Below are 26,636 nucleotides of genomic sequence, written 5' to 3'. Positions count from 1 at the left end.
CTGGGTCACTGCGTTTTGAAACATTCTAATAACAAGGTGACGGGGAGCACAAATTTATTTCGAATGAAAGTCAGAAAGCCGGGTGGCGGCTTCGCCTTACCCGGCCTACGGAGAGAATATGTAGGCCCGGTAAGCGCAGCGCCACCGGGCGTTTTTTTACAGCGTATGCTCGGTACGGGCGATAATATCGTCCTGCGCATCCGGGGACAGGGCGGTGAAGAACGCCGAGTATCCTGCGACGCGCACCACCAGATCGCGGTACTGGTCCGGGTGTTTCTTCGCTTCCAGCAGCGTTTCGCGCGAGACGATGTTGTACTGAATATGCCAGCCTTTATGCACCTCGAAGAAGGTGCGCAGCAGCACCATCAGCTTCTGGCGATCGCTGTCGTTCTCCAGCGTCGACGGGTTCAGCTTCTGGTTCAGCAGCACGCCGCCCAGAATCGCTTCCGTCGGCAGTTTGCCCACCGAGCCGATCACCGCCGTCGGGCCGAGGTGGTCGGTACCGGACGCCGGGCTGGCCCCTTCCGCCAGCGGGGTGTGCGCCTTACGTCCGTCAGGCGTCGCCATCGTCGCCGCGCCAAACGGCACGTTTGCCGAGATGGACGACGTGCCCGCGTAGTAGTTACCGCCAATCGGGCCGCGGCCGTAGCGCGGGTTATGGTACTGCTTCAGCTCCTCAATGTAGGTCTGATAGGCGCGCGTCAGCAGCATGTCCACGCTGTCGTCGTCGTTGCCGTACTTTGGCGCGCCGTTGATCAGGCGCTGACGCAGCTGCTCGTGGGTCAGGCCGCCGAAATCATCCGCCAGCGCGGCCGCCAGCTGCTGTTGACCGATGACGCCCTGTTCAAACACCAGCTTCTTCACCGCCGCCAGGCTGTTGCCGAGGTTGGCGATACCGACCTGCAGGCCGGAGACCCAGTCATACTTCGCGCCGCCCTGCTTGATGCTTTTTGCGCGCTCGATGCAGTCGTCCACCAGCGCCGAGCAGAGAATATCGTGGACGTTCTCTTCCAGCATGGTGTCCACCACGTATTCAATCTCGATGGATTTACGGGTGTAGTAGCGGATCTGGCTATCCCACGCCGCCATGACTTCGTCGAAGCTATTGAAGTTACCGGCAGAGAGCGCTTTCTCCTGCGGCAGGAATACCTTGCCGCTGGTGGCGTCGCGGCCACCTTCCAGCGCGGCCAGCATCACGCGGGCGAAGTTGATAAAGCTCATGCCGGTGCAGCGATAGCCCCACTTGCCGCCCACCGCGGTTTCGATACAGCCGATGGCCGCGTAGTCGTAGGCGTCCTCTTTTTCGACGCCGAGCTTGATGAATTCCGGGATGACGATTTCGTCGTTGTTGAACGCCGGCATGCCGAAGCCGCAGCGGATCACCTGCACGCAGGCGTCGAGGAAGTCGTTGCTCATGCCCGCGTGGTAGCGCACGCTCAGGTTCGGCTGGGTGGAGCGCAGGCGACCGCAGGATTCCAGAATCGCGTAGGAGAGCGGGTTCACCGCGTCCATCGGCTCACCGTTGACCAGCTTCTGGCCGCCGATGGTCACGTTCTGGTACAGCGGGCTGCCTGCAGACGCTTTGGAGTGCGAGCCGGAGCGGATCTTGTTCACTTCCAGCAGCTTCAGCCAGCAGCTGTGCAGCAGCTCGATGGCGTGTTCGCGGTCAAGACTCTGGTTCAGCTCCACGTCGCGGCGGTAGAACGGATAGAGATACTGGTCCATGCGGGCAAAGGACAAGGAGTGGCCGTTGGACTCAATCTGCAGGATCAGCTGAATGAAGTAGCACAGCTGCAGCGCCTGCCAGAAGGTTTTTGGCGGCTCGTGGGCAATGATGTCGCAGTTTTCCGCCATTGCGAGCAGCTCGTCGCGACGGCTTTCGCGGGTCTCGGTTGACGCCATTTCGCGCGCCAGATCGGCAAAGCGCGTGATGTGCAGGCTCACCGCCTCCAGCACGATATCAATCGCCTTCAGGAACTGGTCGCCGTGCAGGTCTTCCAGCACCGTCAGGTTGATGCGCGAGCGGCGCTCGGCCACTTTGGCGCGCAGGCCGTCGAGGCCTTTCTCCAGCACCAGCGGGAAGTTCACCGCCAGGTGCGCGTCACCGGAGGTCATGTTGCCTTCGGCTTTGATAATGCCGGTTTCCAGCAGGCCTTTCTGCTCGTCGGTGAACATGCCGTAGCAGCGGTCCTGAACCGTCTGGCCGCGCCACCACGGGCAGATTTCATGCAGGACGCGCTTGTTCTCTTCGCTTACCGCAAAGCCCGCGCCGGGACGGTCCGCCAGATCGTCGATCTCTTTCTCAATCCAGGAGACGGTGTATTCCGGGAAGATCGGCGCAGCGCGGACTTCGCTTGCCTGGTTACCGATAATCAGCTCGTCGTGTTTGATCCAGATGGTGCGTTTCGCCAGGTGATGCGCCAGCGCCAGGGCGCGACGCACTGGGATCGGCTTATCCATGTGCTGCTGATACATTTCGGTGTAATGCTGCGCGCGCTCGGTGCAGACCGGCGGCTTAACGATATGGACCAGCGCGGTTTTGTGCGCCTTGATGCGCTCGCTGAGGGTGTTGAGATTCAGGGTTGTCATAAGTTTATCCTCGTAAGGTCGCGGTTAACCCTTTCTGGCAGGCGTACTGATGCGCGAAGTCCAGCAGGGCAGGGTTATCCAGCGGTTTGTCAGGGGCAGAGTAGGGTTGGCCGAGCAGGGTGTATTTGTTCATGCCCAGCGTGTGATACGGCAGAAAATGAATATCATCGACGCCGAGTTCGTCGGCGGCGAAGTTGGTTATGGCGGCTATGGACGCTTCGTCAGCGTTGAAGCCCTGGATCAGCGGCACGCGGATGGTGATCTTTTTCCCGGCAGCGGCCAGGCGTTTGAGATTATCGAGGATCCGTTTCGCCGAGCCGTCCGTCCACTGCTTGAACACCTCAGGATCGACGTGCTTCAGATCGGCGAGGAACAGGTCGACGTACGGTAATGACGGCGCGATATAGCGCCACGGCACGTGAAGACACGTTTCAACGGCGGTGTGGATCCCCTGTTCATGGCTGGCTTTAAACAGCGCATGGGCCAGCTCCGGGTTCATAAACGGCTCGCCGCCGGAGAGGGTGATCCCGCCGCCGCTGCGGTCGTAAAAGGGTTTATCGCGCAGCACGGTCGCCATGATCTCCTCGACCTGCTGCTCTTCACCGCAGACGGTCAGCGCCTGCGTCGGGCAGCAGTCGGTGAGGGCATTGAGCGTCTCTTCGCTCAATTTTTCACGGTGGATGACGAGGCCATTCAGCGCGCGTTCGATACAGCCCGGCGCCGCCTGCTGGCACAGGTCGCAGCCGTCCAGGCACAGGCGCGCATCAAACAGCACGTCCCGGCTGCGGGAGCGGCTTTCGGGGTTCTGGCACCAGCGACAGCCCAGCGAGCAGCCTTTCAGGAACACCACGGTACGAATACCGGGGCCATCGTGGGTAGAGTAACGCTGAATATTGAAGATCATGTTTTCGCCTCTCATCTTGCATATGAAGATTAAATGACTTTCGAATGAAAGTTATCTTGATGCAGGTCAACTCCTGAGCAGGTTTTCCTGTGATAGGTTAAGTGCAGGCTAATTTTGAGGGTGACATCATGGAACTTTATCTCGACACATCTGACGTTGCGGCGGTCAAAAAGCTGGCGCGTATCTTCCCGCTGGCGGGCGTAACCACTAACCCAAGCATTGTGGCGGCAGGTAAAACGCCGCTGGACGAACTGCTGCCCGCGCTGCACGACGCGCTGGGCGGTAAAGGCCGTCTGTTCGCCCAGGTGATGGCGACCACCGCCGAAGGGATGGTGGAAGACGCGCGTAAGCTGCGCGCCATCATTAACGATCTGGTGGTGAAAGTGCCGGTGACTGCCGAAGGGCTGGCGGCGATCAAGATGCTGAAGGCTGAAGGGATCCCGACGCTGGGCACGGCGGTGTACGGCGCCGCGCAGGGGATGCTTTCCGCGCTGGCAGGGGCGGAATATGTCGCACCTTACGTGAACCGCGTGGACGCGCAGGGCGGGGACGGGATCCAGACCGTGATTGAGCTGCAGCAGCTGCTGACGCTGCACGCTCCGCAGTCAAAAGTGCTGGCGGCGAGCTTTAAAACCCCGCGTCAGGCGCTGGACTGCCTGCTGGCAGGATGCGAATCCATCACGCTGCCGCTGGACGTGGCGCAGCAGTTTATTACCTCTCCTGCGGTAGACGCAGCGATCGTGAAGTTTGAGCAGGACTGGCAGGGGGCGTTTGGACGGACGTCCATCTGATGCGATTGCCGGGTGGCGCTAACGCTTACCCGGCCTACGTTCGAGCCGTTGTAGCCGTTGTAGCCGTTGTAGGTCGGGTAAGGCGAAGCCGCCACCCGACTTGTTTACCGGCTACACACCTCACACCCCGGGTTGCGCATCAGCTTCATCTCGCGGAACTGGCAGGTCATCGCGTCATACATCACGATTTTCCCCGCTGCGGGCGTGCCGTAGTGCGCCAGCACTTTGATCGCTTCCATTGCCTGCAATGAGCCAATCACGCCGACGAGCGGCGCCATCACGCCCGCCTCAACGCAGGTCAGCGCATTCTCGCCGAACAGGCGGCTCAGGCAGCGGTAGCAGGGTTCCCCTTCCGCGTAGGTGAAGACGCTGATTTGCCCTTCCATGCGGATTGCCGCGCCGGAAACCAGCGGGATTTTGTGGGCAAAACAGCCCGCGTTGAGCTGGTTGCGGACGGCGACGTTATCGGTGCAGTCCAGCACCAGGTCATGCTGCGCAATCTGCGCCGACACCGCGTCGTCATCCAGCATTGCGTCAATCAGGGTGAACTGAACGTTGGGGTTGATGCGCGCCAGCGCGGCCCTGGCGGATTCCACTTTCGGCTGGCCCACCGTCGCGTCGCCGTGCAGCGTCTGGCGCTGCAGGTTAGACACCGACACGGTATCGAAATCCAGCAGCGTCATCCTGCCCACGCCCGCGGCGGCAAGGTACTGCGCGGCGGCGCAGCCCAGACCGCCAAGCCCGACGACCAGCACATTGGCCGCCTTGAGCGCTTCCTGGCCCTCGAAATCAAACCCGCGCAGCACGATCTGGCGGTTGTAGCGCAGCATCTCCGGGTCGCTCAGCTCCACCGTCATGTCAGCCTCCGAACAGGTGGTTAAAGCGCTCTACCTCAACCCACTCGCCCGCTTCCACGTTGCCGCGCTCGCGCTCCAGCACGATAAAGCAGTTGCCCTGGCTGAAGGAGCTGAAAATGTGCGAGCCCTGGTGCCCGGTGGTGCTCACCTCGAGCTGTCCGTCCGCGCTACGTGCCAGAATGCCGCGCTGGAAATCGAGGCGGCCCGGCGATTTTTTCAGGCGCGTGGCGGCACGCACGCGCAGGCGTTCCGGCAGCGGGCTGGCGCGGTTGCCGGAAAGCTTCGCCAGCAGCGGGATCACCAGCTGATAGAAGGTGAGCGCCGCCGAGACCGGGTTACCCGGCAGGCCGCAGAACCAGCCGTGCGGGAGCTTGCCAAAGGCGAACGGCTTGCCCGGCTTGATCGCCAGCTTCCAGAAGGCGATTTCGCCCAGCTCTTCAAGCAGGGTTTTGGTGTAATCCGCTTCCCCCACGGAGACGCCGCCGGAGCTGATGACCACGTCGGCGGAGGTGTCCGCCTCGATAAACGCCGCGCGCAGTTTTTCCGGATCGTCTGGAATAATCCCGAGGTTAATCACCTCGCAGCCCAGCTGCTCCAGCATCAGGTGTACCGCCAGGCGGTTGGTATCGTAAATCTGGCCGTCCTGCAGCGGCTGGCCCGGAAGCTGCAGCTCGTCGCCGGTGGAGAAAATGGCGACGCGCACTTTACGGATAACGTCGACGTCCGCGATGCCGAGCGAGGCCAGCACCGGCAGTTCGGCCACCGTCAGCTTCTGCCCGGCAGAAAACACCGTCGCACCGAGGGTGATGTCTTCACCCGTGCGGCGGATGTTCTGGCCCGCTTTGACGCTGGCGGTAAAACGCACGCCGTCTTCGGTTTGCTCGGTCTCTTCCTGCATCACCACGGCATCGCAGCCAGCCGGTATTGGTGCGCCGGTCATGATGCGCACGCAGGTGCCCGCAGGCCATTCACCGCTAAACGGCTGACCTGCAAAGGCCTTACCCGCCACCGGCAGGGCGTTACCCGTCTGGAGATCCGCCAGGCGCACCGCGTAACCGTCCATCGCGGAGTTATCAAACCCCGGCACGTTAAGCGGAGAGACGATATCGCGCGCGGCAATGCGGCCAAAACAGCGCACGAGGGGCAGCGTTTCGACATCTTGCAGCGGGGAAAGTCGGTCAAGCATCTGCGTGAGTGCCGTCTCAAGCGGCATCAGTCCGGCGGTAAAATCCATGGTGGGCTCCTGCGGAGTAACAACGAAAGCGCCCATTATGGCAGAAAAGTGCGGCTAACTGTATGACCCGATGGGTGTACGCTTTACATCACTGTTACGTCTTTCTATATTCAAAAATCATCTGAAGTTTCGTCGACGATAATGATATTTATAGAAAAAGCCGCCAATCAGGCTAACGGGTGATGCGAATGGTTAATGCGGTAATCGCAATTCATGGTGGCGCAGGGGCAATCACCCGTGCTCAGCTCAGTCCCGAGCAGGAAAAGCGCTACATTGACGCGCTGTACGCCATTGTGGAAACGGGGCAGAAAATGCTGGAAGCGGGCGAGAGCGCGCTGGACGTGGTCACCGAGGCGGTGCGCCTGCTGGAGGAGTGTCCGCTCTTTAATGCGGGCATCGGTTCAGTCTTTACCCGGGATGAAACCCACGAGCTGGATGCCTGCGTGATGGACGGCGTCACCCTGAAAGCAGGGGCCGTGGCGGGCGTGAGTCGTCTGCGCAATCCGGTGCTGGCGGCGCGTCTGGTGATGGAGCAAAGTCCGCACGTGCTGCTGGCGGGCGCCGGGGCGGAGGCGTTTGCCTTCGAATACGGGATGGAACCGGTATCGCCGAATCTGTTTTCCACGGAAGAACGTTATCAGCAGCTGCTGGACGCCCGCTCCGCGGGCATGACGCAGCTTGACCATGCTGCCCCGCTGGACGAAAAAACCAAGATGGGCACGGTGGGCGCGGTGGCGCTCGATAAGGCAGGCAACCTTGCGGCGGCAACCTCTACGGGCGGGATGACCAACAAGCTGCCCGGACGCGTCGGCGACAGCCCGCTGCCGGGCGCGGGCTGCTACGCCAATAACGCCACGGCGGCGGTGTCGTGTACCGGCACTGGAGAAGTGTTTATCCGCGCCCTCGCGGCCTACGACATCACCGCGCTGATGGACTACGGTGGCTTAAGCCTCAGCGAAGCCTGCGAGCGCGTGGTGATGGAAAAACTGCCTGCGCTGGGCGGCGTCGGCGGGCTCATTGCGGTGGATCGTGAGGGCAACGTGGCCCTGCCGTTCAACAGCGAGGGCATGTATCGCGCCTGGGGTTATGCCGGTGATGAACCGAGCACGGGCATCTATCGTGAATAAGGGGGCCACGCGTGCCGCACTGTGAAGAACTGGACACCCGCGAAGTGCTGGCTGTCCATCAGCTGAATATTGCGTTTCAGGAAGAGCGGCAGTTCATCCCCGCAGTGCAGAATTTATCGTTTACGCTTCGGCGCGGCGAGACGCTGGCGATTGTTGGCGAGTCCGGCTCCGGTAAATCGGTCACCGCGCTGGCGCTGATGCGCCTGCTGGAACAGACGGGTGGGCAAATCAGCAGCGAGAAAATGCTCCTGCGCCGCCGTAACCGTGATGTCATTGATTTAAATGAGCTGAGCGGTTCGCAGATGCAGGGCGTGCGCGGGGCGGATATTGCAATGATCTTCCAGGAGCCGATGACCTCCCTGAACCCGGTTTTCCCGGTCGGGGAACAGATCGCCGAGTCCATCCGCCTGCATCAGGGGCTGAGCGGCGATGAGGCGCTCAGGGAAGCCAGAAGGATGCTGGAGCTGGTGCGCATTCCGGAGGCGCAGGCCATTCTGGGGCGCTACCCGCACCAGCTTTCCGGCGGCATGCGCCAGCGGGTGATGATTGCCATGGCGCTCTCCTGCCGTCCGGCGGTACTGATTGCCGATGAACCGACGACGGCGCTGGACGTGACGATTCAGGCGCAGATCCTGCAGCTCATCAAAGTGCTTCAGCAGGAGATGGAGATGGGGGTGATTTTCATCACCCACGATATGGGCGTGGTCGCCGATATCGCCGATCGGGTGCTGGTTATGCACAAGGGCAGCGCGGTGGAAACCGGCCCGGTGGAGCAGATATTTCACTCGCCCGCGCATCCCTACACCAAAGCGCTGCTGGCGGCGGTGCCGCGCCTGGGGGCGATGAACGGGCGCGACCTGCCGCGCCGTTTTCCGCTGATTTCTCTCGAGGCATCAGAGGTGCAGGAGGAGGAGCGCGAGCAGGACACCGTGGTGCCGGGCAGGCCCATTCTGGAAGTGCGCAATCTGGTCACCCGTTTTCCGCTGCGAAGCGGCGTACTGAACCGCGTGAAGCGCGAAGTGCACGCGGTGGAAAACGTCAGTTTCGATTTATGGCCCGGCGAAACCCTGGCTCTGGTGGGGGAGTCCGGCTGCGGTAAATCCACCACCGGACGCGCGTTGCTCCGTCTGGTGGAGTCTCAGGAAGGCAGCATCACCTTTAACGGTGAGCGCATTGATACCCTGCCGGACAGCAGGCTGCAGGCGGTGCGGCGAGATATTCAGTTCATTTTTCAGGATCCGTATGCCTCTCTCGATCCGCGCCATACGGTGGGGTACTCGATCATGGAGCCGCTGCGGGTCCATAACCTGCTCGACGGCGAGGCGGCGCAGCGGCGCGTCGCCTGGCTGCTGGAGCGCGTCGGCCTGAAGCCGGAGCACGCCTGGCGCTATCCGCACGAGTTTTCCGGCGGGCAGCGCCAGCGTATCTGCATCGCCCGCGCGCTGGCGCTGAACCCGAAGGTGGTGATTGCCGATGAATCCGTCTCGGCGCTGGACGTCTCCATCCGCGCGCAGATCATCAACTTATTACTGGATTTACAGCGGGATATGGGGATCGCCTTCCTGTTTATCTCGCACGATATGGCGGTGGTTGAGCGCATCAGCCATCGCGTGGCGGTGATGTTTATGGGGCAGATCGTGGAGATCGGGCCTCGACGAGCGGTGTTTGAGAACCCGCAGCACCTGTATACCCGCAAGCTCATCGCGGCGGTCCCGGTCGCCGACCCGGCGCATCGTCACGGCCAGCGGGTGCTGCTGCAGGATGAAATGCCGAGCAATATTCGTAAACGCGGCGAGGCCGTGGAGCGCGTGGCGCTGCGCGAGGTCGGTCCGGGCCATTTCGTCGCGCCGCCGCGTCAGGACAACGCGTTTTCGCGGTTATAACTTACAACAGGCAGGAGAACACAATGGTTACATTTGTAGCGCGTAGATGGTTGTTAGCCGCGAGCGTGACGGCAGCCCTGGCCGCTGCCCCCGCGTTCGCTGCCAAAGATGTGGTGGTGGCCGTCGGCTCTAATTTCACCACGCTCGATCCGTATGACGCCAACGACACGCTGTCGCAGGCGGTAGCGAAATCGTTCTATCAGGGCCTGTTCGGCCTGGATAAAGAGATGAAGCTGAAAAACGTGCTGGCGGAGGGGTACACCGTCTCCGGCGACGGGCTGGTGTATACCATCAAGCTCAGAACCGGCGTGAAGTTCCAGGACGGAACCGATTTCAATGCGGAGGCGGTAAAGATTAACCTCGATCGCGCCAGCAATCCGGACAATAGCCTCAAGCGCTATAACCTGTATAAAAATATCGCTAAAACAGAGGTGGTCGACCCGGCGACGGTAAAAATTACCCTGAAAGAGCCGTTCTCCGCGTTTATCAATATTCTGGCGCATCCGGCAACGGCGATGATTTCCCCTGCCGCGCTGAAGAAATACGGCAAGGAGATCGGCTTCCACCCGGTCGGTACCGGCCCGTACGAGCTGCTCACCTGGAACCAGACCGATTTTGTGAAGGTGAAGAAATTCGCGGGTTACTGGCAGCAGGGGCTGCCGAAGCTGGACACCATCACCTGGCGCCCGGTGGTCGACAACAACACCCGCGCGGCGATGCTGCAAACCGGCGAGGCGCAGTTTGCCTTCCCGATCCCGTATGAGCAGGCCGCCATTTTGCAGAAAAACAGCAAGCTGGAGCTGGTCGCCAGCCCGTCGATCATGCAGCGCTACATCAGCATGAACGTCACGCAAAAGCCGTTCGATAACCCGAAGGTGCGTGAAGCCATCAACTACGCCATCAACCGCCAGGCGCTGGTGAAGGTCGCTTTTGCGGGCTATGCTACCCCGGCGACCGGCGTACTGCCACCGGCGATTGCCTATGCCCAGAGCTATCAGCCGTGGCCGTACGATCCGGCCAAAGCCCGCGAGCTGCTGAAAGAGGCGGGCTTCCCGAACGGCTTCAGCACCACGCTGTGGTCGTCGCATAATCACAGTACCGCCCAGAAGGTGCTGCAGTTCACCCAGCAGCAGCTGGCGCAGGTGGGCATCAAGGTGCAGGTCACCGCGATGGATGCCGGACAGCGTGCGGCTGAAGTGGAAGGGAAGGGGCAGAAAGAGAGCGGGGTGCGGATGTTCTACACCGGCTGGTCGGCCTCGACCGGCGAAGCCGACTGGGCGCTGTCGCCGCTGTTTGCCTCGCAAAACTGGCCGCCAACGCTGTTCAACACCGCGTTCTACAGCAATCCGCAGGTGGACAAAGACCTTGCGGATGCCCTGAAAACCACCAAACCGGACGAGAAAGCGCGCCTCTACAAAGACGCGCAGGATATTATCTGGAAAGAGTCGCCGTGGGTGCCGCTGGTGGTGGAGAAACTGGTGTCAGCCCATAACAAAGCGTTGACCGGGTTCTACATCATGCCGGACACGGGCTTTAGCTTTGACGATGCGGATTTAAAATAAACCTCATGCTGAATTATGTTTGTAAACGCCTGCTGGGGCTTATCCCAACGCTGCTGATTGTGGCAGTGCTGGTGTTTTTGTTTGTGCATCTGCTGCCGGGCGATCCGGCGCGCCTGATCGCCGGGCCGGAAGCGGATGCCACCGTCATTGAGCTGGTGCGCAAGCAGCTGGGCCTCGACCAGCCGCTGTATATGCAGTTCATCCATTATATCTGCAACGTTCTGCAGGGCGATTTCGGCATCTCGATGGTGTCGCGTCGTCCGGTGTCCGAGGAGATTGCCAGCCGCTTTATGCCCACCTTCTGGTTAACGATTGCCAGCATGAGCTGGGCGGTCGTGTTTGGGCTTGGCGCCGGGATTGTGGCGGCGGTCTGGCGCAACCGCTGGCCGGACAAGCTTGGCATGGCGCTGGCGGTGACCGGCATCTCCTTCCCGGCGTTCGCGCTGGGGATGCTGCTGATGCAGATCTTCTCCGTTGAGCTGGGCTGGCTGCCGACCGTCGGGGCCGATACCTGGCAGCATTACATCCTGCCGTCCCTGACCCTGGGGGCTGCCGTTTCGGCGGTGATGGCCCGCTTTACCCGCGCCTCGTTCGTTGACGTGCTGAGCGAAGACTATATTCGCACCGCGCGGGCGAAAGGGGTCAGCGAGAAGTGGGTTATTCTCAAGCACGGGTTTCGCAATGCGATGATCCCGGTGGTGACGATGATGGGGCTGCAGTTTGGCTTCCTGCTGGGCGGTTCGATCGTTGTGGAAAAGGTGTTCAACTGGCCGGGGCTGGGGCGCCTGCTGGTTGATTCCGTCGAGATGCGCGACTACCCGGTGATTCAGGCGGAAGTTCTGCTGTTCTCCCTGGAGTTTATTCTTATCAACTTAGTGGTGGACGTGCTCTACGCCGCCATTAACCCGGCCATCAGGTATAAGTAAGATGCGATTGTTGAACTGGCGACGTCAGGCCGTGTTAAACGCGATGCCGGGGCTCAAACCGGACCATATCCATACCCCATGGTCTGAATTCTGGCGGCGTTTTCGCCGTCAGCCGGTCGCGATGGCGGCGGGGCTGTTCGTGCTGCTGCTGATAGCGGTGGCGATTGTGGCGCAGTGGGTCGCGCCGTTTGATGCGGAAAACTATTTTGACTACGACCGTCTGAACGACGGCCCCTCGATGCTGCACTGGTTCGGCGTGGACTCCCTCGGTCGCGATATCTTCAGCCGCGTGCTGGTGGGGGCGCAGATCTCGCTCGCCGCCGGGGTGTTTGCGGTGCTGATCGGCGCGGCCATCGGGACCGTGCTGGGTCTCGTTGCCGGGTACTACGAAGGCTGGTGGGACCGCATCATCATGCGCATTTGCGACGTGCTGTTTGCCTTTCCCGGTATTTTGCTGGCGATTGCCGTGGTGGCGATCATGGGCAGCGGCATGGCAAACGTCATCGTTGCCGTCGCGGTCTTTTCGATTCCGGCGTTTGCCCGCCTGGTGCGCGGCAACACGCTGGTGCTGAAACAGCAGACGTTTATCGAGTCTGCCCGCAGCATGGGGGCCAGCGATGCCACCATCCTGTTCAGCCATATTCTGCCGGGAACGGTGTCGTCCATCGTGGTCTATTTCACCATGCGCATCGGCGTATCGATTATCTCGGCGGCCAGCCTGTCGTTTCTGGGGCTAGGCGCGCAGCCGCCGACGCCGGAGTGGGGCGCGATGCTGAACGAGGCGAGGGCGGATATGGTGATTGCGCCGCACGTGGCGATCTTCCCGAGTCTGGCGATTTTCCTGACCGTGCTGGCGTTTAACCTGCTGGGAGATGGGCTGCGCGACGCGCTGGATCCGAGGATAAAGGGGTAGTGCAGTGAAAATGTGCCGGGTGGCGGCTACGCCTTACCCGGCCTACAACAGAGGGGGAGATTAAACCCGGCTACCCCACAGATCATACTCGTCCGCGTTTTCAACCTTCACGCGAATGATATCGCCCGGCTTAACGTTGGTTTCACCGTTCAGGTACACCGCACCGTCGATTTCAGGGGCGTCCGCCATGCTGCGGCCAATCGCGCCTTCTTCGTCCACTTCGTCGATGATGACCATGATCTCGCGGCCCACTTTCTCCTGCAGACGCTCGGCAGAGATCTGCTGCTGGAGCTGCATGAAGCGGTTCCAGCGCTCTTCTTTCACCTCTTCCGGCACCTGATCCGCCAGCTCGTTGGCGGTCGCACCTTCCACCGGGCTGTACTTGAAGCAGCCGACGCGGTCCAGACGCGCTTCTTTCAGGAAGTCGAGCAGCATCTGGAAATCTTCTTCGGTTTCACCCGGGAAGCCGACGATGAAGGTTGAGCGCAGGGTCAGATCCGGGCAGATCTCGCGCCACTGCTTGATGCGCGCCAGCTGACGGTCAACGGAGCCTGGGCGCTTCATCAGCTTCAGGATACGCGGGCTGGCGTGCTGCAGCGGGATGTCGAGGTACGGCAGAATTTTGCCTTCCGCCATCAATGGGATCACGTCGTCAACGTGCGGATACGGGTAGACGTAGTGCAGACGCGTCCAGATGCCGAGTTTAGACAGCTGCTCGCACAGGCCCACCATGCTGGTTTTCACCGGCTCGCCGTTGTGGAAGCCGGAGCGGTGCTTCACGTCCACGCCGTAGGCAGAGGTGTCCTGGGAGATGACCAGCAGCTCCTTCACGCCCGCGTCGGCCAGACGCTTGGCTTCTGCCAGCACTTCACCAATTGGACGGCTCACCAGATCGCCACGCATGGACGGGATGATGCAGAAGGTGCAGCGGTGGTTGCAGCCTTCGGAAATTTTCAGGTACGCGTAGTGGCGCGGCGTCAGCTTCACGCCCTGTTCCGGCACCAGGCTCAGGAACGGGTTGTGCTTAGGTTTTGGCACGTAGTGATGAACATGTTGCAGCACCTGCTCATAGCTGTGCGGGCCGGTGATCTCCAGCACCTTCGGGTGCACTTCGCGGATCTGGTCTTCTTTCGCGCCCAGACAGCCGGTCACGATCACTTTGCCGTTTTCGGTCAGGGCTTCACCGATGGCTTCCAGGGACTCCTGAACCGCGCTGTCGATAAACCCGCAGGTGTTAACAATCACCATATCGGCGTTGTCGTAGCTTGGCACCACGTCATAGCCCTCGGTGCGCAGTTCGGTCAGGATGCGTTCGGAATCCACGAGGTTTTTCGGGCAGCCCAGGGAGACGAAGCCGATTTTCGGCTGGTGCGTAACATTGCTCATAGGTTAAAAATTCATCAATTATGGAGTTATCAGGGCGGGATTTTACAGCGTATCGCGGGGGATTTATACACTCTTTGCAAGGCGGATGCGTCGGGCGGAGGTTGTAACATTGTAAATAATGTTAATCAGTTAATAAAAATTGATCCCAGGCATTAAACTGTACAAAAAATGTACTTATTCTGACTATGCACCATGGCTGACAGAGGAGGAAAGAGCATGACCGTTGACAGACTAAAACGCGATCTGCTGAACAAGCTGATCAACGCCCGAATCGACCTGGCCGCGTACCTGCAGTTGAGGAAGGCGAAAGGGTATATGTCAGTCAGCGAAAGCGAACATCTGCGTGATAACCTGTTTGAACTGTGTAATTTCATGCGTGAAAAAGCACCGACCCTGAAGGTGGACTACGGCGAAAGTGAAGAAGTCGCGCTGCGCCGCGCCGCCGAGGTGCTCTCCATTGCTGGGGTATGTTTGATGAATGGACGCCACGACTGTCCGAACTTTATCGCCGTAAACGCGGAGAAGCTTGAAAACTGCCTGACCACGCTCTCTCTATGCATCATGTGCCTGAACGAGCACAAACAGCTTGAACAGCACTGATTCCGGGGGAGGCAACTCCCCCTTCTGATTAAGCTTTTGTAAATGTGATAACGCCCCCGGTCGCAGTGGCTACCCTTTATGCCATATGCTGATAAAGGAGCGCGTTATGCACCGATCCTCGCTGATTTTCCTGCCTGCGTTGTTGTTTCCCGTGTCGCTGCTTGCTGCGCCAGAAGCGGTCAAGGTCGAGGTGCTGCAAAACCGGCTCGATCATCCCTGGTCCCTGGCGTTCCTGCCGGACAATCAAGGGCTGCTGGTGACCCTGAAGGGCGGTCAGCTCAAACGCTGGCAGGCCGGAAAAGGGCTATCCGATCCGATTATCGGCGTGCCGAAGGTGTGGGCAAACGGCCAGGGAGGTTTGCTGGACGTGGTTCTCGCCCCGGATTTTAAAACGTCGCGCCGCGTCTGGCTGAGCTACGCCGAGGCCGGTGATGACGGCAAAGCCGGAACGGCGGTGGGCTATGGCCGTCTGAGCGACGACTATTCCCGCATCGAAGGATTCCAGGTGGCGTTCCGCCAGATGCCGAAACTCTCGACCGGTAACCATTTCGGCGGGCGGCTGGTGTTCGACGGCAAAGGCTCACTCTTCATCGGGCTCGGCGAGAATAACCAGCGCCCGACGGCGCAGGATCTGGACAAGCTGCAGGGCAAAGTGGTACGTCTCACCGAAGACGGAAAAGTGCCGCCGGATAACCCCTTTGTGAATACCCCCGGCGCGCGGCCCGAAATCTGGTCTTACGGCATCCGCAACCCGCAGGGGATGGCGATGAATCCCTGGAGCGACACGCTGTGGCTGAACGAGCACGGTCCGCGCGGCGGGGACGAGATCAACATTCCGGAAAAGGGAAAGAACTACGGCTGGCCGCTGGCGACGCACGGCATCAACTACAGCGGGTTAAAAATCCCGGAAGCCAAAGGCGAGCACGTTGAGGGAACCGAGAAGCCGCTGTTCGTCTGGAAAGTCTCACCTGCCGTAAGCGGCATGGCGTTTTACAACAGCGACGTTTTCCCGCAGTGGAAAAACAAGCTGTTCATCGGCGCGCTGAAGGAGAAGGACGTTATCGTCCTGAGCGTGGACGGCAACAAGGTGACGGAGGACGGGCGCATTCTGGGCGACCGGGACCAGCGTATTCGCGACGTGCGGGTGGGGCCGGATGGCTATTTATATGTTCTGACCGACGAGACGGACGGGCAGCTCTTAAAAGTCAGCCCGTCCGATGCGTAATCAGGTAACCGGAATCATCACCACGTTGCGGTACGCCGGGCGATCGCTCAGCTGGTTTAGCCAGCGCTCAAGGTGAGGGCGCGGCGTCCACGTCAGGCCCATGTTGGTCAGGTTCCAGACGAACGGCGCCACGGCGATATCGCCCGTGCCGAAGGCCTCGCCGGAGAACCAGGCGTGCTTCGCCAGCTCGTCATCCATCATTGCAAACAGACTTTCGCAGGCATCCTGCGCGGCATGAATCGCGGGATAATCGCGTTCGGCTTCCGGCGTGCGGATAAGCCCCATCAGGATCACGCGGTGGGTCGGAGATAGCGTCTGGTTTGCCCAGTCCATCCATTTATCACCCTGTGCGCGGCGGGCCGGATTTTCAACCCACAGGCGGCCCTGGCCGTACTGGGCGGCAAGATAACGCACAATGGTGTTGGACTCCCAAAGCGTCGCGTCTGTTTCATCATCGCGCAGCAGCGGCACCAGGCCGTTCGGGTTCATGGCCAGGTAGTCGGCCTCTTTATTTACGCCAAACGACAGCCCGGCCATGATTTGATTGAACGGTAAATCCAGCTCTTCCAGCGTCCAGAGCACTTTCTTAACGTTGGTCGAATTATTCCTGCCCCACAGCGTAATCATATTTACTCCCGATGAGATGTGAATCCGAGTCAGCTTTTCGCCATGGTGAGATAAACCTAACAATTACGCAACAGAAGACAAAAAAATCGTCTTAATCAAAGCGTATCTGAATGTTATTGCATAAACTTTAATAACTTTACCCTCGCTGGGTTTCTTTAACCGTTTTAGTGCGCTATTACTCATCGCTTCTTGCGACACGGTGATGTGACGTAATTTTTGAATGGACACTCGGGTGGCATTTATGACGCGTAAAATGACTTCTCTGCGCAGCCTGGCGGCAGGCTCTGCGCTCCTTTTCCTGTTTGCACCAACGCTCTACGCAGCTGAGCAGGCTGCGCCCGAAGCGCCGCCTGTGGATGCGCGCGCCTGGATCCTGATGGACTACGCCAGCGGTAAGGTGCTGGCGGAAGGCAATGCGGATGAGAAACTCGATCCGGCCAGCCTCACCAAAATCATGACCAGCTATGTGGTGGGCCAGGCGCTAAAAGCGGGCAAGATCAAGCTGGACGATATGGTCACCATCGGGAAGGATGCCTGGGCGACCGGCAACCCGGCGCTGCGGGGCTCTTCCGTGATGTTCCTGAAGCCGGGCGATCAGGTTTCCGTTTCCGATCTTAATAAAGGGGTGATTATTCAGTCGGGGAATGATGCGTGCATCGCGCTGGCCGATTACGTTGCCGGCAGCCAGGATTCTTTCATCGGTTTGATGAATGGCTATGCGCAGAAGCTGGGCTTAACCAACACCACGTTTAAAACGGTTCACGGTCTGGATGCGCCGGGGCAGTTCAGTACCGCGCGCGACATGGCGCTGCTGGGGAAAGCGCTGATCCACGACGTGCCGGATGAATACGCCATCCATAAAGAGAAAGAGTTTACCTTCAACAAAATCCGCCAGCCGAACCGCAACCGCCTGCTGTGGAGCAGCAACGTTAACGTGGACGGCATGAAGACCGGCACCACGGCGGGCGCGGGTTATAACCTGGTAGCCTCCGCGACGCAGGGCGACATGCGCCTGATTTCGGTGGTGCTGGGCACCAAAACCGACCGCATTCGCTTTAACGAATCAGAAAAGCTGCTGACCTGGGGCTTCCGCTTCTATGAGACCGTGACGCCGATTAAGCCGGATGCCACGTTCGTCAGCCAGCGTGTCTGGTTTGGAGACAAGAGCGAAGTCAACCTGGGCGCGGGTGAGGCGGGTTCGGTAACCATTCCGCGCGGCCAGCTGAAAAACCTGAAGGCCAGCTACACCCTGACTGACCCGCAGCTCACCGCCCCGCTGAAAAAAGGCCAGGTGGTCGGGACGATAGATTTCCAGCTTAACGGGAAGTCGATTGAACAGCGTCCGCTGATTGTGATGGAAGCGGTGGAAGAGGGCGGCTTCTTCAGCCGGATGTGGGATTTCGTGATGATGAAATTCCACGGGTGGTTTGGCAGCTGGTTTAGCTAAGTTTTTGCCGAGTGGCGCTGCGCTTACCCGGCCTACGTTCGAGCCCCTGTAGGCCGGGTAAGGCGAAGCCGCACCCGGCATAACCTCAATACATCAACTTCACCTGCTGCGCCTTCGCGTGGGCCACAATCTCGTCATCCGGGCGGCAATCGCTGACGATGGCGTCAAACTGGGCCAGCTCGCCCATTCGTGCCGAACGCACCTTGCCAAACTTGCTGTGGTCGACCACCAGCACATGGTATTGCGCCGCGCTTAACGCCCAGTGCTTTACCGGCAGCTCTTCCAGGTTAAAGCAGGTCGCCCCCTGATGCACATTCACGCCCGCGGCGGAATAAAACGCGATATCCGGGCAGAGATTGCTGAGGGTGTCCTGCAGGTTGAGCGGCTTAAAGATCGCGTTGCTGGCGTGAAACTCGCCGCCGCAAAGGATCACCCGGCATTCGGGTTTTTCCTGCAGCGCCAGAAAGGTGTTCAGGGAGTAGCACACGGCGGTAAACGGAATGCTGCTGTCGATGGCTTCGATAATCCACGGCGTGGTGGTCCCGCAGTCAAAAAACAGCGTCTGGTGCGGCTGCACCAGCGAGGCCGCAAGCCGTGCGGCTTTGCGTTTCTCTTCCACCAGGCGCGTCTTCTGGTCGCTGATCAGATAATGGCTGGCGCTGCGCGGCTCAAGAACGATGTATCCGCCCAGCAGCACGACGGGCGCGCTTTCGCTGTTCAGATCCCGACGAATGGTCATCTCCGAGACGCCGAGGAGGTTGGCAGCTTCCTTAAGATGCAGCTTATCGCTGCGCTTCAGCGCCTGCAGCAGCTGAGCAATGCGGTCATCGCGACGTGTTTCCATAGTTCCTCGGCATAAAAAAGTGAACCCCCGCAGGGCGGGGGTTCAAGTGTAACCTGTCAGGTCAGGGTTAGTCACGTATCCAGCCTTTGCGGATCGGGATAGCGAAAAGGGCGCGATAGAGTGAAGACAGCGTGCGATAAAGCGCTTCACCAAAGAGGCTCCACAGGATAGCCGCGCTTACGCAGCCAATCAGCCCCACCAGGAAACCGCCCACCATATCCAGCGGCCAGTGAACGCCAAGGTAAATGCGGGACCAGGCGATGGCCAGAGCCGCCACCATCAGGACCGCGCCCGACCACAGGCGGTGCCAGAACAGGAAGGCCAGCGCGAAGGTGAAGATCACCGTACCGTGGTCGCTCGGGAAGGAGTCATCCGGCGCGTGGTGCAGGAAGGTATAGCCGACGTGAGCAACAAAAGGACGGGGATGCGGGAACACATGCCCCAGTGCAAAGCTCACCAGTACGCTCACGCCCAGCGCCATCGCCACTTTGATCACCAGCTGGCGGTGTGCCTTCACCTGGCTGCGGGGACCCCATAGCCAGAGGATGGCGGCCAGCGCAGGAACGATACCGATCAGATCTTTTGCCAGAAAGGTAGCGAAATCAATCATCGCCTCTGGCGAGGTCGGGGTAGCGTTGATCAGATAAAACAGCTGATAATTCAGATTCTCTAACATAGCGTTATCACTCTTTAGCAAACCGGGTGGAAATAAGCCCGTAGACCACCACCTGGGAAAACCAAACCCACCACCCGGCCCACAGGTTGTGAGAGAAAAAATGTGCCCCGCGCATGATCTGGCCGTAGCCCATCACCAGACCTAGCACCACGCCCACCGCGACGAAGCTCCAGGCAAGACGCGGACGCTCGCGCCAGAAGGCAAAAAACAGCCCCATCACCATAAACCCGCTGGAGGCATGACCGCCGGGGAAACAGCGCCCCGGACCGCTGTCAGCAGGGACGGCGCTGAACAGGGGATAAGACACTGCCTTACCGCCATATTCCACCAGATCCCACGGGCAGCTGTGATGGCTCACGCTTTTCAGCACGCCCACCACCAGCGCGCCAACGCCCATCAGCAGCGCCGCCGTCACCAGCCTTGCGTTACGCCTGTAAGCGCCGTAAAGCAGCGCCACGGCACCTAAGGCGATGGCGATATACTTCGCCAGGCGGTGATTCAGCAGATCCAGCAGGTGGTCTTTCTGCAGCGGGAAGCTTTGCGTTGCCGCGTCATACCAAAAGCCGGTAATCCATCTGTCGAGTGCTTCATTGCGAGATAACCACGTGAAAAGCACGGCAAGGGCCACCAGTATGAAAAGCTGATAACCATAAAAGCGGCCCGGCAAGCGGTAAAGTCGTTTTGTCTTATTTGTCTGTAAGTTAGACAATTCTGAACGGCTGGAAGTGAGTGCCATAATTAGGGGTCGTTGACGAGTAATGGGGGTATCATAAAACTGTCAACTTAAGGAAACCTTAAACGAAGACGATATGTGCTTTATTTCTGTTTATCCTCGATAAATCACTATCTCGGGCTGCGGCATTTCATTACACTCGTCGCGATTTTGTCATTATAAAGAGATTGCATGTTAAACCGTTCTTCTTCTGGTTCACGTCTGGGTCGTCAGGCGTTGCTTTTCCCTCTGTGTCTGGTGCTCTACGAATTTTCTACCTATATCGGCAACGATATGATCCAGCCCGGTATGCTGACCGTTGTGGCGCAGTACAACGCGGGCATTGAGTGGGTACCGACCTCCATGACCGCCTATCTGGCCGGCGGCATGTTTTTGCAGTGGCTGTTAGGCCCGCTGTCGGATCGCATTGGCCGTCGCCCGGTGATGCTGACGGGCGTGGTGTGGTTTATCGTCACCTGTCTCGCCACGCTGCTGGCGCAGAATATCGAGCAATTTACCCTGCTGCGCTTCCTGCAGGGGGTAAGCCTGTGCTTTATCGGTGCCGTAGGGTATGCCGCCATTCAGGAGTCGTTTGAAGAGGCGGTGTGTATCAAAATTACCGCGCTGATGGCCAACGTGGCGCTGATCGCTCCGCTGCTGGGGCCGCTGGTGGGCGCGGCGTGGGTGCACGTAGCCCCGTGGGAAGGGATGTTTGTCCTCTTTGCGGTACTCGCTGCCATAGCCTTCTTTGGTCTGCACCGCGCGATGCCGGAAACCGCCACCCGCATCGGCGAGAAGCTCTCGCTGAAAGAGCTGGGCCGGGATTACAAAGCAGTGCTGAAGAATGGCCGCTTTGTGGCGGGCGCGCTGGCGACCGGGTTCGTTAGCCTGCCGCTGCTGGCGTGGATTGCGCAGTCGCCGGTGATTATCATCAGCGGCGAAAAGCTCAGCAGCTATGAGTACGGTCTGCTGCAGGTGCCGATCTTCGGCGCGCTGATTATCGGGAACCTGGTGCTGGCCCGTCTGACGTCACGACGAACCGTGCGTTCGCTGATCATCATGGGCGGCTGGCCGATTGCGGCAGGGCTGATTCTGGCAGCGGTGGCGACCGTCGCGTCATCCCACGCCTACCTGTGGATGACGGCGGGGCTGAGCATTTACGCCTTTGGGATTGGCGTGGCCAACGCCGGGCTGGTGCGCCTGACGCTGTTTGCCAGCGAGATGAGTAAAGGCACGGTATCCGCGGCGATGGGCATGCTGCAGATGCTGATTTTTACTGTCGGTATTGAGGTGAGCAAGCATGCCTACGCGACGGGCGGCAACGGGCTGTTCAGCCTGTTTAACCTCGCCAACGGCGTGCTGTGGGTTGGCCTGATGGTGGTGTTCCTGAAGGACAAACGCGTCGGCAACGCCCTGCAACCGTGATCTTTATTCCCTCTCCCTGTGGGGTGAGGGATCCCCACAAAATAATGCCAGCACAGTCGGCCCCCTCTCCATTGAGGGAGATAATTGGGGTGAGGGGGGGAACATACGGCTGTGGTGGTCTTTCCGTTCACTTCATGTTCCTTGCTACTCTGTGACGACATGACCGGTGAACGTGCCAGGGTGGCTCAATCGCCACCACCCTGGCGACCCGGGCTCCCGGCGGTAAATCGCCGCTTCGCGGTGCCCTCAGCTTATTCCTTCAGGCTTTCGGGTCGGGCATGAGCCTGCATCCCTGCAGGCCACGCCCTCTCGGCGCATCCCTGCGCCTCGCCCCGGCCTTACGGAAACGCTTCGGCGATTTACAGCCGGACCGGGGCATCGCTGTAAGGCATTTATAACCCTGATGGCACACACATTGCTTCAGGTTTAAAAAATTACTGGGGATCCCTCAGCCCTGTGGGAGAGGGTTAGGGCATCAGACCGCACGATATCAATTAAACGGCTCCTCCCCGTTCAATACCTTCTCAATCACATCCAGCACGCCTTCGTCGTTATTATGCGGCGCTTCAAAACGCGCCACCGCCTTGATGTGCGGTCTGGCGTTCGCCATTGCAAAGCTGAACCCGGACTGACGCAGCATCTCCACGTCGTTGCCGCTGTCCCCAAAGGCCACCACTTCGCTGTTGTCTATGCCCCAGCGCTGTTGCAGGAGCCGCAGGCCGTTGGCTTTATGCACGCCGGGGATGATGAGGTCGATGCTGCCGTGACCGGTGGTGACGGGCACCATAATGTCGCTCAGCTTTTCATGCAGCAGCGCCTGAATGCGCGGGATCTCATCGTCAGAAACGTTAAGCCCGAACTTAAAGAAAATATCGTTCAGGTTGTCGAAATCACTCACCATTTCGAGACGGTGATAGTACTTCGCCGCGATCGCCTTAAAGCTCTCGTCATAGCCCTTCAGTGTGTAGGCGCTGCTTTTCCCGCAGGCGATGATCTCAATGCCCGGCACGTCGCTTAAGACGTTGGCGACGGTCTCGAAATGGGCTTTCGACAGTTCACCGTTAAAGACGTCTTGACCTTCGCTCACCACCCAGCCGCCGTTTTCGGCGACGAATGAAATTTCATGCGCTATTTCCGGGAAAAAGGAGATCAGCTGGTAGTACTGGTTGCCGCTGGCGACCACGAAGCGAATGCCCTGCGCCTTCATGCGGGCGTACTGCGTCAGAAAGCGCGCGCGATTGTAGGTCTTGGCATCGCTCAGGAATGTGCCATCCATGTCGACGGCGATCAGTTTAACGCTCATATCCCTTCTCCAGTGTCGTTTGATTCGTTTCCGGCTTCGCCACCGCGCGCGCCACCAGCGCCGCGATAATGACTAACCCTAATACCACCAGCATGGCGCTGCGCAGCCCGTAGTGCTCGCCGAGGAAGCCGAGCAGCGGCGGCCCCACCAGGAAGGCGAGATAGCCCGTTGTCGCTACCACGCTGACGCGCGTCGGGGCATCCGGGCCGGTATCGCTGGCGGCTGAAATGGTCAGCGGGAAGCCGAGCGACGCGCCCAGCCCCCAGAGGATCACCGAGACCCCGGCAATCCAGTCCACATCGACAAAGATAATCATCGCGATACCCAGCCCGCCCAGCAGGGCGCTGGCGCGCACCACCGCCACGCGGCTGTAGCGGTCAATAAACCAGCCGCCGGTGAAGCGCCCAACGGTCATCCCCAGCGTAAATCCGGCGTAGATCAGCGAGCCGGAGGTGGGGCTAAAGCCATGACCGTCCACCATCAGCAGCGGCAGCCAGTCGTTGGCGGAACCTTCCGCGAACGCCATCGCCAGCACCACCACGCCAATCAGCATCAGCTGAAAATCGCGGTAGAAGGGCCGCCCTTTTTCGGCCGAGTGCTGTTCGTCAGCAGAGTTTTTTCCGGTGCCGTCCGGAATAGCCCGGATGCCGGTCAGAATCGGAACGATGCACACCAGCGCCGCCAGCAGGATATGCAGATTCGCGCTCACGCCCGTAGCCGTCAGCGCCATCCCCACGCCCGCACCGGCCAGCGTGCCGAGGCTGTAAAAGCCGTGCATCATCGGCAGCACGGTTTTGTTTATCTCGCGCTCGACCGCTGCCCCTTCAACGTTGATCGCCACTTCCGCCGAGCCGAAGCTGCCGCCAAATACCGTCAGCCCCAGGGCAAACAGCACCGGTGACGCACACCACAGGGCGGCGCTCAGCACGATCATCCCCACGACCGCGAAGCACATCGTGGTGCGGATCACCGCCCGCGTGCCGAAGCGCTTTACCAGCCACGCGGAGCAGAGTATGCCGCTCATCGAGCCTATCGACAGGCCGAACAGCACGATGCCCATCTCAGCGGTCGAGACCGACAAAATGTCGCGAATGGCGGGGGTGCGCGTGGCCCAGGAGGCCATCAGCAGACCGGGAATAAAGAAGAACATAAACAGCGCCCACATGCGGAGCTGCAGGGCTTTACGGGGAGAGGTTAGCGTCATTGGGGTAGCACCAGAAGTACAACAATAGCGACAACACTAGCAAGTTTGTGTACATTTGTACACAAACCACGTGAGGAATTTATGAGCAGACCACCGAACGATCCGCATCGCCGGGAAAAAATACTCCAGGCAACGCTCGATACCATCGCCGAGCACGGGATTCACGCCGTCACGCACCGTAAAATCGCCACCTGCGCGGGCGTGCCGCTCGGGTCGATGACCTACTATTTCGACGGCATGGAGCCGCTGCTGGAGGAGGCCTTCACGTGGTTTACCCGCCAGATGTCGCAGCAGTACCGGGATTTCTTTGCAGGCGTCACCGGGCCGGAAATGGCGTGCGAATCCATCACCACGCTGATCCACAGCTCGCAGGTGACCACGCCGCACAATATGGCGCTGATGTACCAGCTCTACGCCTTTATGCACCGCAGCGCGGCGCTCAAGACGGTGATGCAGGACTGGATGAAGATGAGCCAGACTACGCTTGAGCAGTGGTTCGACCCGGTCACCACCCGCGCGCTGGACGCGTTTATCGAAGGGATGACGCTGCACTATGTGACCGACCGGGCGCCGCTAACACGGGAAGAGATCCGGGCGATGGTGGGGAGGATTGCGGGCGAGGAGAACCCTTAGGTATCCCGCGCCCTGTCAGTTTTACCTGTGTTGAATTTTTTTCCCGCTGGCGTCCACGACCGCTTCGCCATCCTCTTTCGTAAATGCCCCTTTCTGCGCGTCAGGCAGGATGTCGAGGACAACTTCAGACGGGCGGCACAGGCGGGTTCCCAGCGGCGTGACCACGATCGGACGATTAATCAGGATCGGGTATTGAAGCATAAACTCGATTAGCTGGTCGTCGGTGAAGCTATCTTCGGCAAGGCCGAGCTGCTCATAGGGCTCCACGTTTTTACGCAGCAGATCCCGCACCGAAATGCCCATCTCAGCAATCAGGGTGGTCAGCGTATCGCGCGACGGCGGGGTTTCCAGATAGAGGATAATCTCTGGCTCCGTGCCGCTGTTGCGGATCATCTCCAGCGTGTTGCGCGAGGTGCCGCAGGCGGGGTTGTGATAAATGGTGATGTGGCTCATATCGGTTGCTCATTACAGTGTGAAGGAGAGACATAGCGCCAGCGCGGCGAGCGTCACAAACAGGACCGGCAGCGTCATGATGATGCCCGTCCGGAAATAGTAGCCCCAGGTAATCGTCATGTTTTTCTGCGCCAGCACGTGGAGCCAGAGCAGGGTGGCGAGGCTGCCGATAGGCGTGATTTTCGGTCCCAGATCGCAGCCAATCACGTTGGCGTAAATCATCGCGTCCTTGATCAACCCGGTTGCCGCGCTGCCGTCAATGGAGAGCGCGCCAATCAGCACCGTGGGCATGTTGTTCATTATGGATGACAGGAACGCGGTGATGAACCCGGTGCCCAGCGTAGTGGCCCACAGCCCGTGCCCGGCCAGGCTATCCAGTACGCCTGAGAGATATTCCGTCAGCCCGGCATTGCGCAGGCCATACACCACCAGATACATCCCCAGCGAGAAGATAACGATCTGCCACGGTGCGCCGCGCAGCACCTTTCCGGTGTTTATCGCATGTCCGCGTTTTGCGACGGCAAACAAAATCAGCGCGCCGACGGCCGCAATGGCGCTGACCGGAATGCCCAGAGGCTCAAGCACGAGGAAGCCGACGAGAAGAAGGAGCAGGACGAGCCAGCCCGTTCTGAACGTCGGAAGATCGTTTATCGCGCGCGCGGGCTCGCGCAGTTTCGACAGGTCATATTCCGGCGGGATTTCCTTGCGGAAGAACAGATGCAGCATCACCAGCGTCGCGGCAATTGCGGCGATATCTACCGGGATCATCACCGAGGCGTATTCGCTGAACCCCAGCTTAAAGAAGTCCGCCGAGACGATGTTGACCAGGTTGGACACAATCAGCGGCAGGCTGGCGGTATCGGCGATAAATCCTGCCGCCATCACAAACGCCAGCGTCGCCTGCTTGCTGAACCCCAGCGCCAGCAGCATGGCGATAACGATTGGCGTCAGGATCAGCGCCGCGCCGTCATTGGCAAACAGCGCCGCCACGGCTGCGCCCAGCAGCACGATATACGTAAACAGCAATCGCCCGCGACCGTTTCCCCAGCGGGCGACGTGCAGCGCCGCCCACTCGAAAAAGCCGGACTCATCCAGCAGCAGGCTGATGATGATGACGGCGATAAACGTCGCCGTGGCGTTCCAGACGATATTCCACACCACCGGAATATCGCTAATGTGGATCACCCCGCAGGCCAGCGCCAGCACGGCACCGATGCTTGCGCTCCAGCCGATACTCAGCCCTTTTGGCTGCCAGATGACCAGCACCAGCGTAAACAGAAAAATAGCCCCTGCCAGAAACATGTGTAACCCCGTA

General features: G+C 59.8%; 24 protein-coding genes. 11 read left to right on the top strand and 13 right to left on the bottom strand.

Annotation, left to right across the window (positions count from 1 at the left end; all coding sequences use genetic code 11):
• Positions 1–156 precede the first annotated feature (156 nt).
• The gene (locus tag ACJBF3_RS13165; RefSeq protein WP_045327411.1) at positions 157–2,589 is read right to left on the bottom strand and encodes a formate C-acetyltransferase/glycerol dehydratase family glycyl radical enzyme; all 2,433 of its coding nucleotides are present in this window, start codon (positions 2,587–2,589) and stop codon (positions 157–159) included.
• A gap of 4 nt (positions 2,590–2,593) precedes the next feature.
• Positions 2,594–3,493 (bottom strand): glycyl-radical enzyme activating protein, encoded by a 900-nt coding sequence (locus ACJBF3_RS13160; RefSeq protein WP_047717661.1) that lies wholly within the window; start codon positions 3,491–3,493, stop codon positions 2,594–2,596.
• A 128-nt stretch (positions 3,494–3,621) separates the two neighbouring features.
• Here ACJBF3_RS13160 and fsa point away from each other — a divergent pair, with 128 nt between their 5' ends.
• The gene (gene fsa, locus ACJBF3_RS13155) at positions 3,622–4,284 is read left to right on the top strand and encodes a fructose-6-phosphate aldolase (RefSeq protein WP_008501195.1); all 663 of its coding nucleotides are present in this window, start codon (positions 3,622–3,624) and stop codon (positions 4,282–4,284) included.
• Positions 4,285–4,388: 104 nt separating this feature from the next.
• On the opposite strand, the gene moeB is transcribed toward fsa, so the two are convergent.
• Entirely contained in the window at positions 4,389–5,141 is a 753-nt protein-coding gene (moeB, locus tag ACJBF3_RS13150) for a molybdopterin-synthase adenylyltransferase MoeB (protein ID WP_045327408.1), read from the bottom strand.
• Position 5,142: 1 nt separating this feature from the next.
• A complete protein-coding gene (gene moeA, locus ACJBF3_RS13145; protein ID WP_045327406.1) occupies positions 5,143–6,375 on the bottom strand; it encodes a molybdopterin molybdotransferase MoeA in 1,233 nt (410 codons plus the stop codon).
• A gap of 188 nt (positions 6,376–6,563) precedes the next feature.
• Between moeA and iaaA the strand changes: the two genes are divergently transcribed.
• The 5 genes from iaaA to gsiD are packed head-to-tail and all read left to right on the top strand — an operon-like array spanning position 6,564 to position 12,786.
• A complete protein-coding gene (iaaA, locus tag ACJBF3_RS13140; RefSeq protein ID WP_045327443.1) occupies positions 6,564–7,502 on the top strand; it encodes a beta-aspartyl-peptidase in 939 nt (312 codons plus the stop codon).
• An 11-nt stretch (positions 7,503–7,513) separates the two neighbouring features.
• Positions 7,514–9,385, top strand: coding sequence for a glutathione ABC transporter ATP-binding protein GsiA (gene gsiA, locus ACJBF3_RS13135; RefSeq protein WP_045327404.1), 1,872 nt, complete (start codon positions 7,514–7,516; stop codon positions 9,383–9,385).
• Between the two features lie 23 nt (positions 9,386–9,408).
• Positions 9,409–10,947: a glutathione ABC transporter substrate-binding protein GsiB gene (gsiB, locus tag ACJBF3_RS13130; protein WP_045327402.1), complete on the top strand. Its 1,539-nt coding sequence runs from the start codon at positions 9,409–9,411 to the stop codon at positions 10,945–10,947.
• A gap of 5 nt (positions 10,948–10,952) precedes the next feature.
• Positions 10,953–11,873, top strand: coding sequence for a glutathione ABC transporter permease GsiC (gene gsiC, locus ACJBF3_RS13125; RefSeq protein ID WP_045327401.1), 921 nt, complete (start codon positions 10,953–10,955; stop codon positions 11,871–11,873).
• A 1-nt stretch (position 11,874) separates the two neighbouring features.
• Positions 11,875–12,786 carry a glutathione ABC transporter permease GsiD gene (gsiD, locus tag ACJBF3_RS13120; protein ID WP_045327399.1) on the top strand — a complete coding sequence of 304 codons (912 nt, stop codon included), beginning with the start codon at positions 11,875–11,877 and terminating at the stop codon, positions 12,784–12,786.
• Positions 12,787–12,846: 60 nt separating this feature from the next.
• Here the strand turns inward: gsiD and rimO are convergent, their stop codons facing one another.
• On the bottom strand, positions 12,847–14,172 hold the full coding sequence (gene rimO, locus ACJBF3_RS13115) for a 30S ribosomal protein S12 methylthiotransferase RimO (RefSeq protein ID WP_008501203.1): 1,326 nt from the start codon (positions 14,170–14,172) through the stop codon (positions 12,847–12,849).
• Between the two features lie 216 nt (positions 14,173–14,388).
• Between rimO and bssR the strand changes: the two genes are divergently transcribed.
• Both bssR and ACJBF3_RS13105 read left to right on the top strand, forming a co-directional pair.
• A complete protein-coding gene (bssR, locus tag ACJBF3_RS13110) occupies positions 14,389–14,772 on the top strand; it encodes a biofilm formation regulator BssR (RefSeq protein WP_045327397.1) in 384 nt (127 codons plus the stop codon).
• 106 nt (positions 14,773–14,878) lie between these two features.
• Positions 14,879–15,997, top strand: a complete 1,119-nt coding sequence (locus ACJBF3_RS13105) for a PQQ-dependent sugar dehydrogenase (RefSeq protein WP_045327396.1) — start codon at positions 14,879–14,881, stop codon at positions 15,995–15,997.
• On the opposite strand, the gene ACJBF3_RS13100 is transcribed toward ACJBF3_RS13105, so the two are convergent.
• Positions 15,998–16,624 carry a glutathione S-transferase family protein gene (locus tag ACJBF3_RS13100; protein ID WP_045327394.1) on the bottom strand — a complete coding sequence of 209 codons (627 nt, stop codon included), beginning with the start codon at positions 16,622–16,624 and terminating at the stop codon, positions 15,998–16,000.
• Between the two features lie 241 nt (positions 16,625–16,865).
• On the opposite strand from ACJBF3_RS13100, the gene dacC reads away from it, so the two are divergent.
• Positions 16,866–18,071: a serine-type D-Ala-D-Ala carboxypeptidase gene (gene dacC, locus ACJBF3_RS13095; protein ID WP_008501207.1), complete on the top strand. Its 1,206-nt coding sequence runs from the start codon at positions 16,866–16,868 to the stop codon at positions 18,069–18,071.
• An 85-nt stretch (positions 18,072–18,156) separates the two neighbouring features.
• On the opposite strand, the gene deoR is transcribed toward dacC, so the two are convergent.
• From deoR to ACJBF3_RS13080, 3 genes are all read right to left on the bottom strand, one after another.
• Complete coding sequence (gene deoR, locus ACJBF3_RS13090; RefSeq protein ID WP_045327392.1) at positions 18,157–18,915, bottom strand: DNA-binding transcriptional repressor DeoR; 759 nt, start codon at positions 18,913–18,915, stop codon at positions 18,157–18,159.
• A gap of 67 nt (positions 18,916–18,982) precedes the next feature.
• The gene (gene ybjG / locus ACJBF3_RS13085) at positions 18,983–19,591 is read right to left on the bottom strand and encodes an undecaprenyl-diphosphate phosphatase (protein ID WP_045327390.1); all 609 of its coding nucleotides are present in this window, start codon (positions 19,589–19,591) and stop codon (positions 18,983–18,985) included.
• A gap of 7 nt (positions 19,592–19,598) precedes the next feature.
• Positions 19,599–20,327: a phosphatase PAP2 family protein gene (locus ACJBF3_RS13080; protein ID WP_045327389.1), complete on the bottom strand. Its 729-nt coding sequence runs from the start codon at positions 20,325–20,327 to the stop codon at positions 19,599–19,601.
• 168 nt (positions 20,328–20,495) lie between these two features.
• Here ACJBF3_RS13080 and ACJBF3_RS13075 point away from each other — a divergent pair, with 168 nt between their 5' ends.
• On the top strand, positions 20,496–21,728 hold the full coding sequence (locus ACJBF3_RS13075; protein WP_045327387.1) for an MFS transporter: 1,233 nt from the start codon (positions 20,496–20,498) through the stop codon (positions 21,726–21,728).
• A 490-nt stretch (positions 21,729–22,218) separates the two neighbouring features.
• On the opposite strand, the gene ACJBF3_RS13070 is transcribed toward ACJBF3_RS13075, so the two are convergent.
• Together ACJBF3_RS13070 and ACJBF3_RS13065 are read right to left on the bottom strand one after the other, a co-directional pair.
• Positions 22,219–23,031, bottom strand: coding sequence for a Cof-type HAD-IIB family hydrolase (locus ACJBF3_RS13070; RefSeq protein WP_045327385.1), 813 nt, complete (start codon positions 23,029–23,031; stop codon positions 22,219–22,221).
• Positions 23,021–24,235 carry an MFS transporter gene (locus ACJBF3_RS13065; RefSeq protein WP_045327383.1) on the bottom strand — a complete coding sequence of 405 codons (1,215 nt, stop codon included), beginning with the start codon at positions 24,233–24,235 and terminating at the stop codon, positions 23,021–23,023. Before ACJBF3_RS13065 ends, ACJBF3_RS13070 begins: the two co-directional genes overlap by 11 nt.
• An 81-nt stretch (positions 24,236–24,316) precedes the next feature.
• Between ACJBF3_RS13065 and ACJBF3_RS13060 the strand changes: the two genes are divergently transcribed.
• Positions 24,317–24,868 carry a TetR/AcrR family transcriptional regulator gene (locus ACJBF3_RS13060; RefSeq protein ID WP_045327381.1) on the top strand — a complete coding sequence of 184 codons (552 nt, stop codon included), beginning with the start codon at positions 24,317–24,319 and terminating at the stop codon, positions 24,866–24,868.
• A gap of 21 nt (positions 24,869–24,889) precedes the next feature.
• Here ACJBF3_RS13060 and arsC read toward each other — a convergent pair whose 3' ends face one another.
• Both arsC and ACJBF3_RS13050 read right to left on the bottom strand, forming a co-directional pair.
• On the bottom strand, positions 24,890–25,321 hold the full coding sequence (arsC, locus tag ACJBF3_RS13055) for a glutaredoxin-dependent arsenate reductase (RefSeq protein WP_045327379.1): 432 nt from the start codon (positions 25,319–25,321) through the stop codon (positions 24,890–24,892).
• Between the two features lie 12 nt (positions 25,322–25,333).
• A complete protein-coding gene (locus tag ACJBF3_RS13050) occupies positions 25,334–26,623 on the bottom strand; it encodes an arsenic transporter (protein ID WP_047717658.1) in 1,290 nt (429 codons plus the stop codon).
• Between the last annotated feature and the right edge of the window lie 13 nt (positions 26,624–26,636).

The sequence above is a fragment of the Enterobacter sp. PP-008-ECC_S150 genome (assembly GCF_045257065.1).
Taxonomy (GTDB): domain Bacteria; phylum Pseudomonadota; class Gammaproteobacteria; order Enterobacterales; family Enterobacteriaceae; genus Enterobacter; species Enterobacter chengduensis.
The sequence above is the reverse complement of the archived record's forward strand: the minus strand, read 5'-3'. Positions and strand labels throughout refer to the sequence as shown.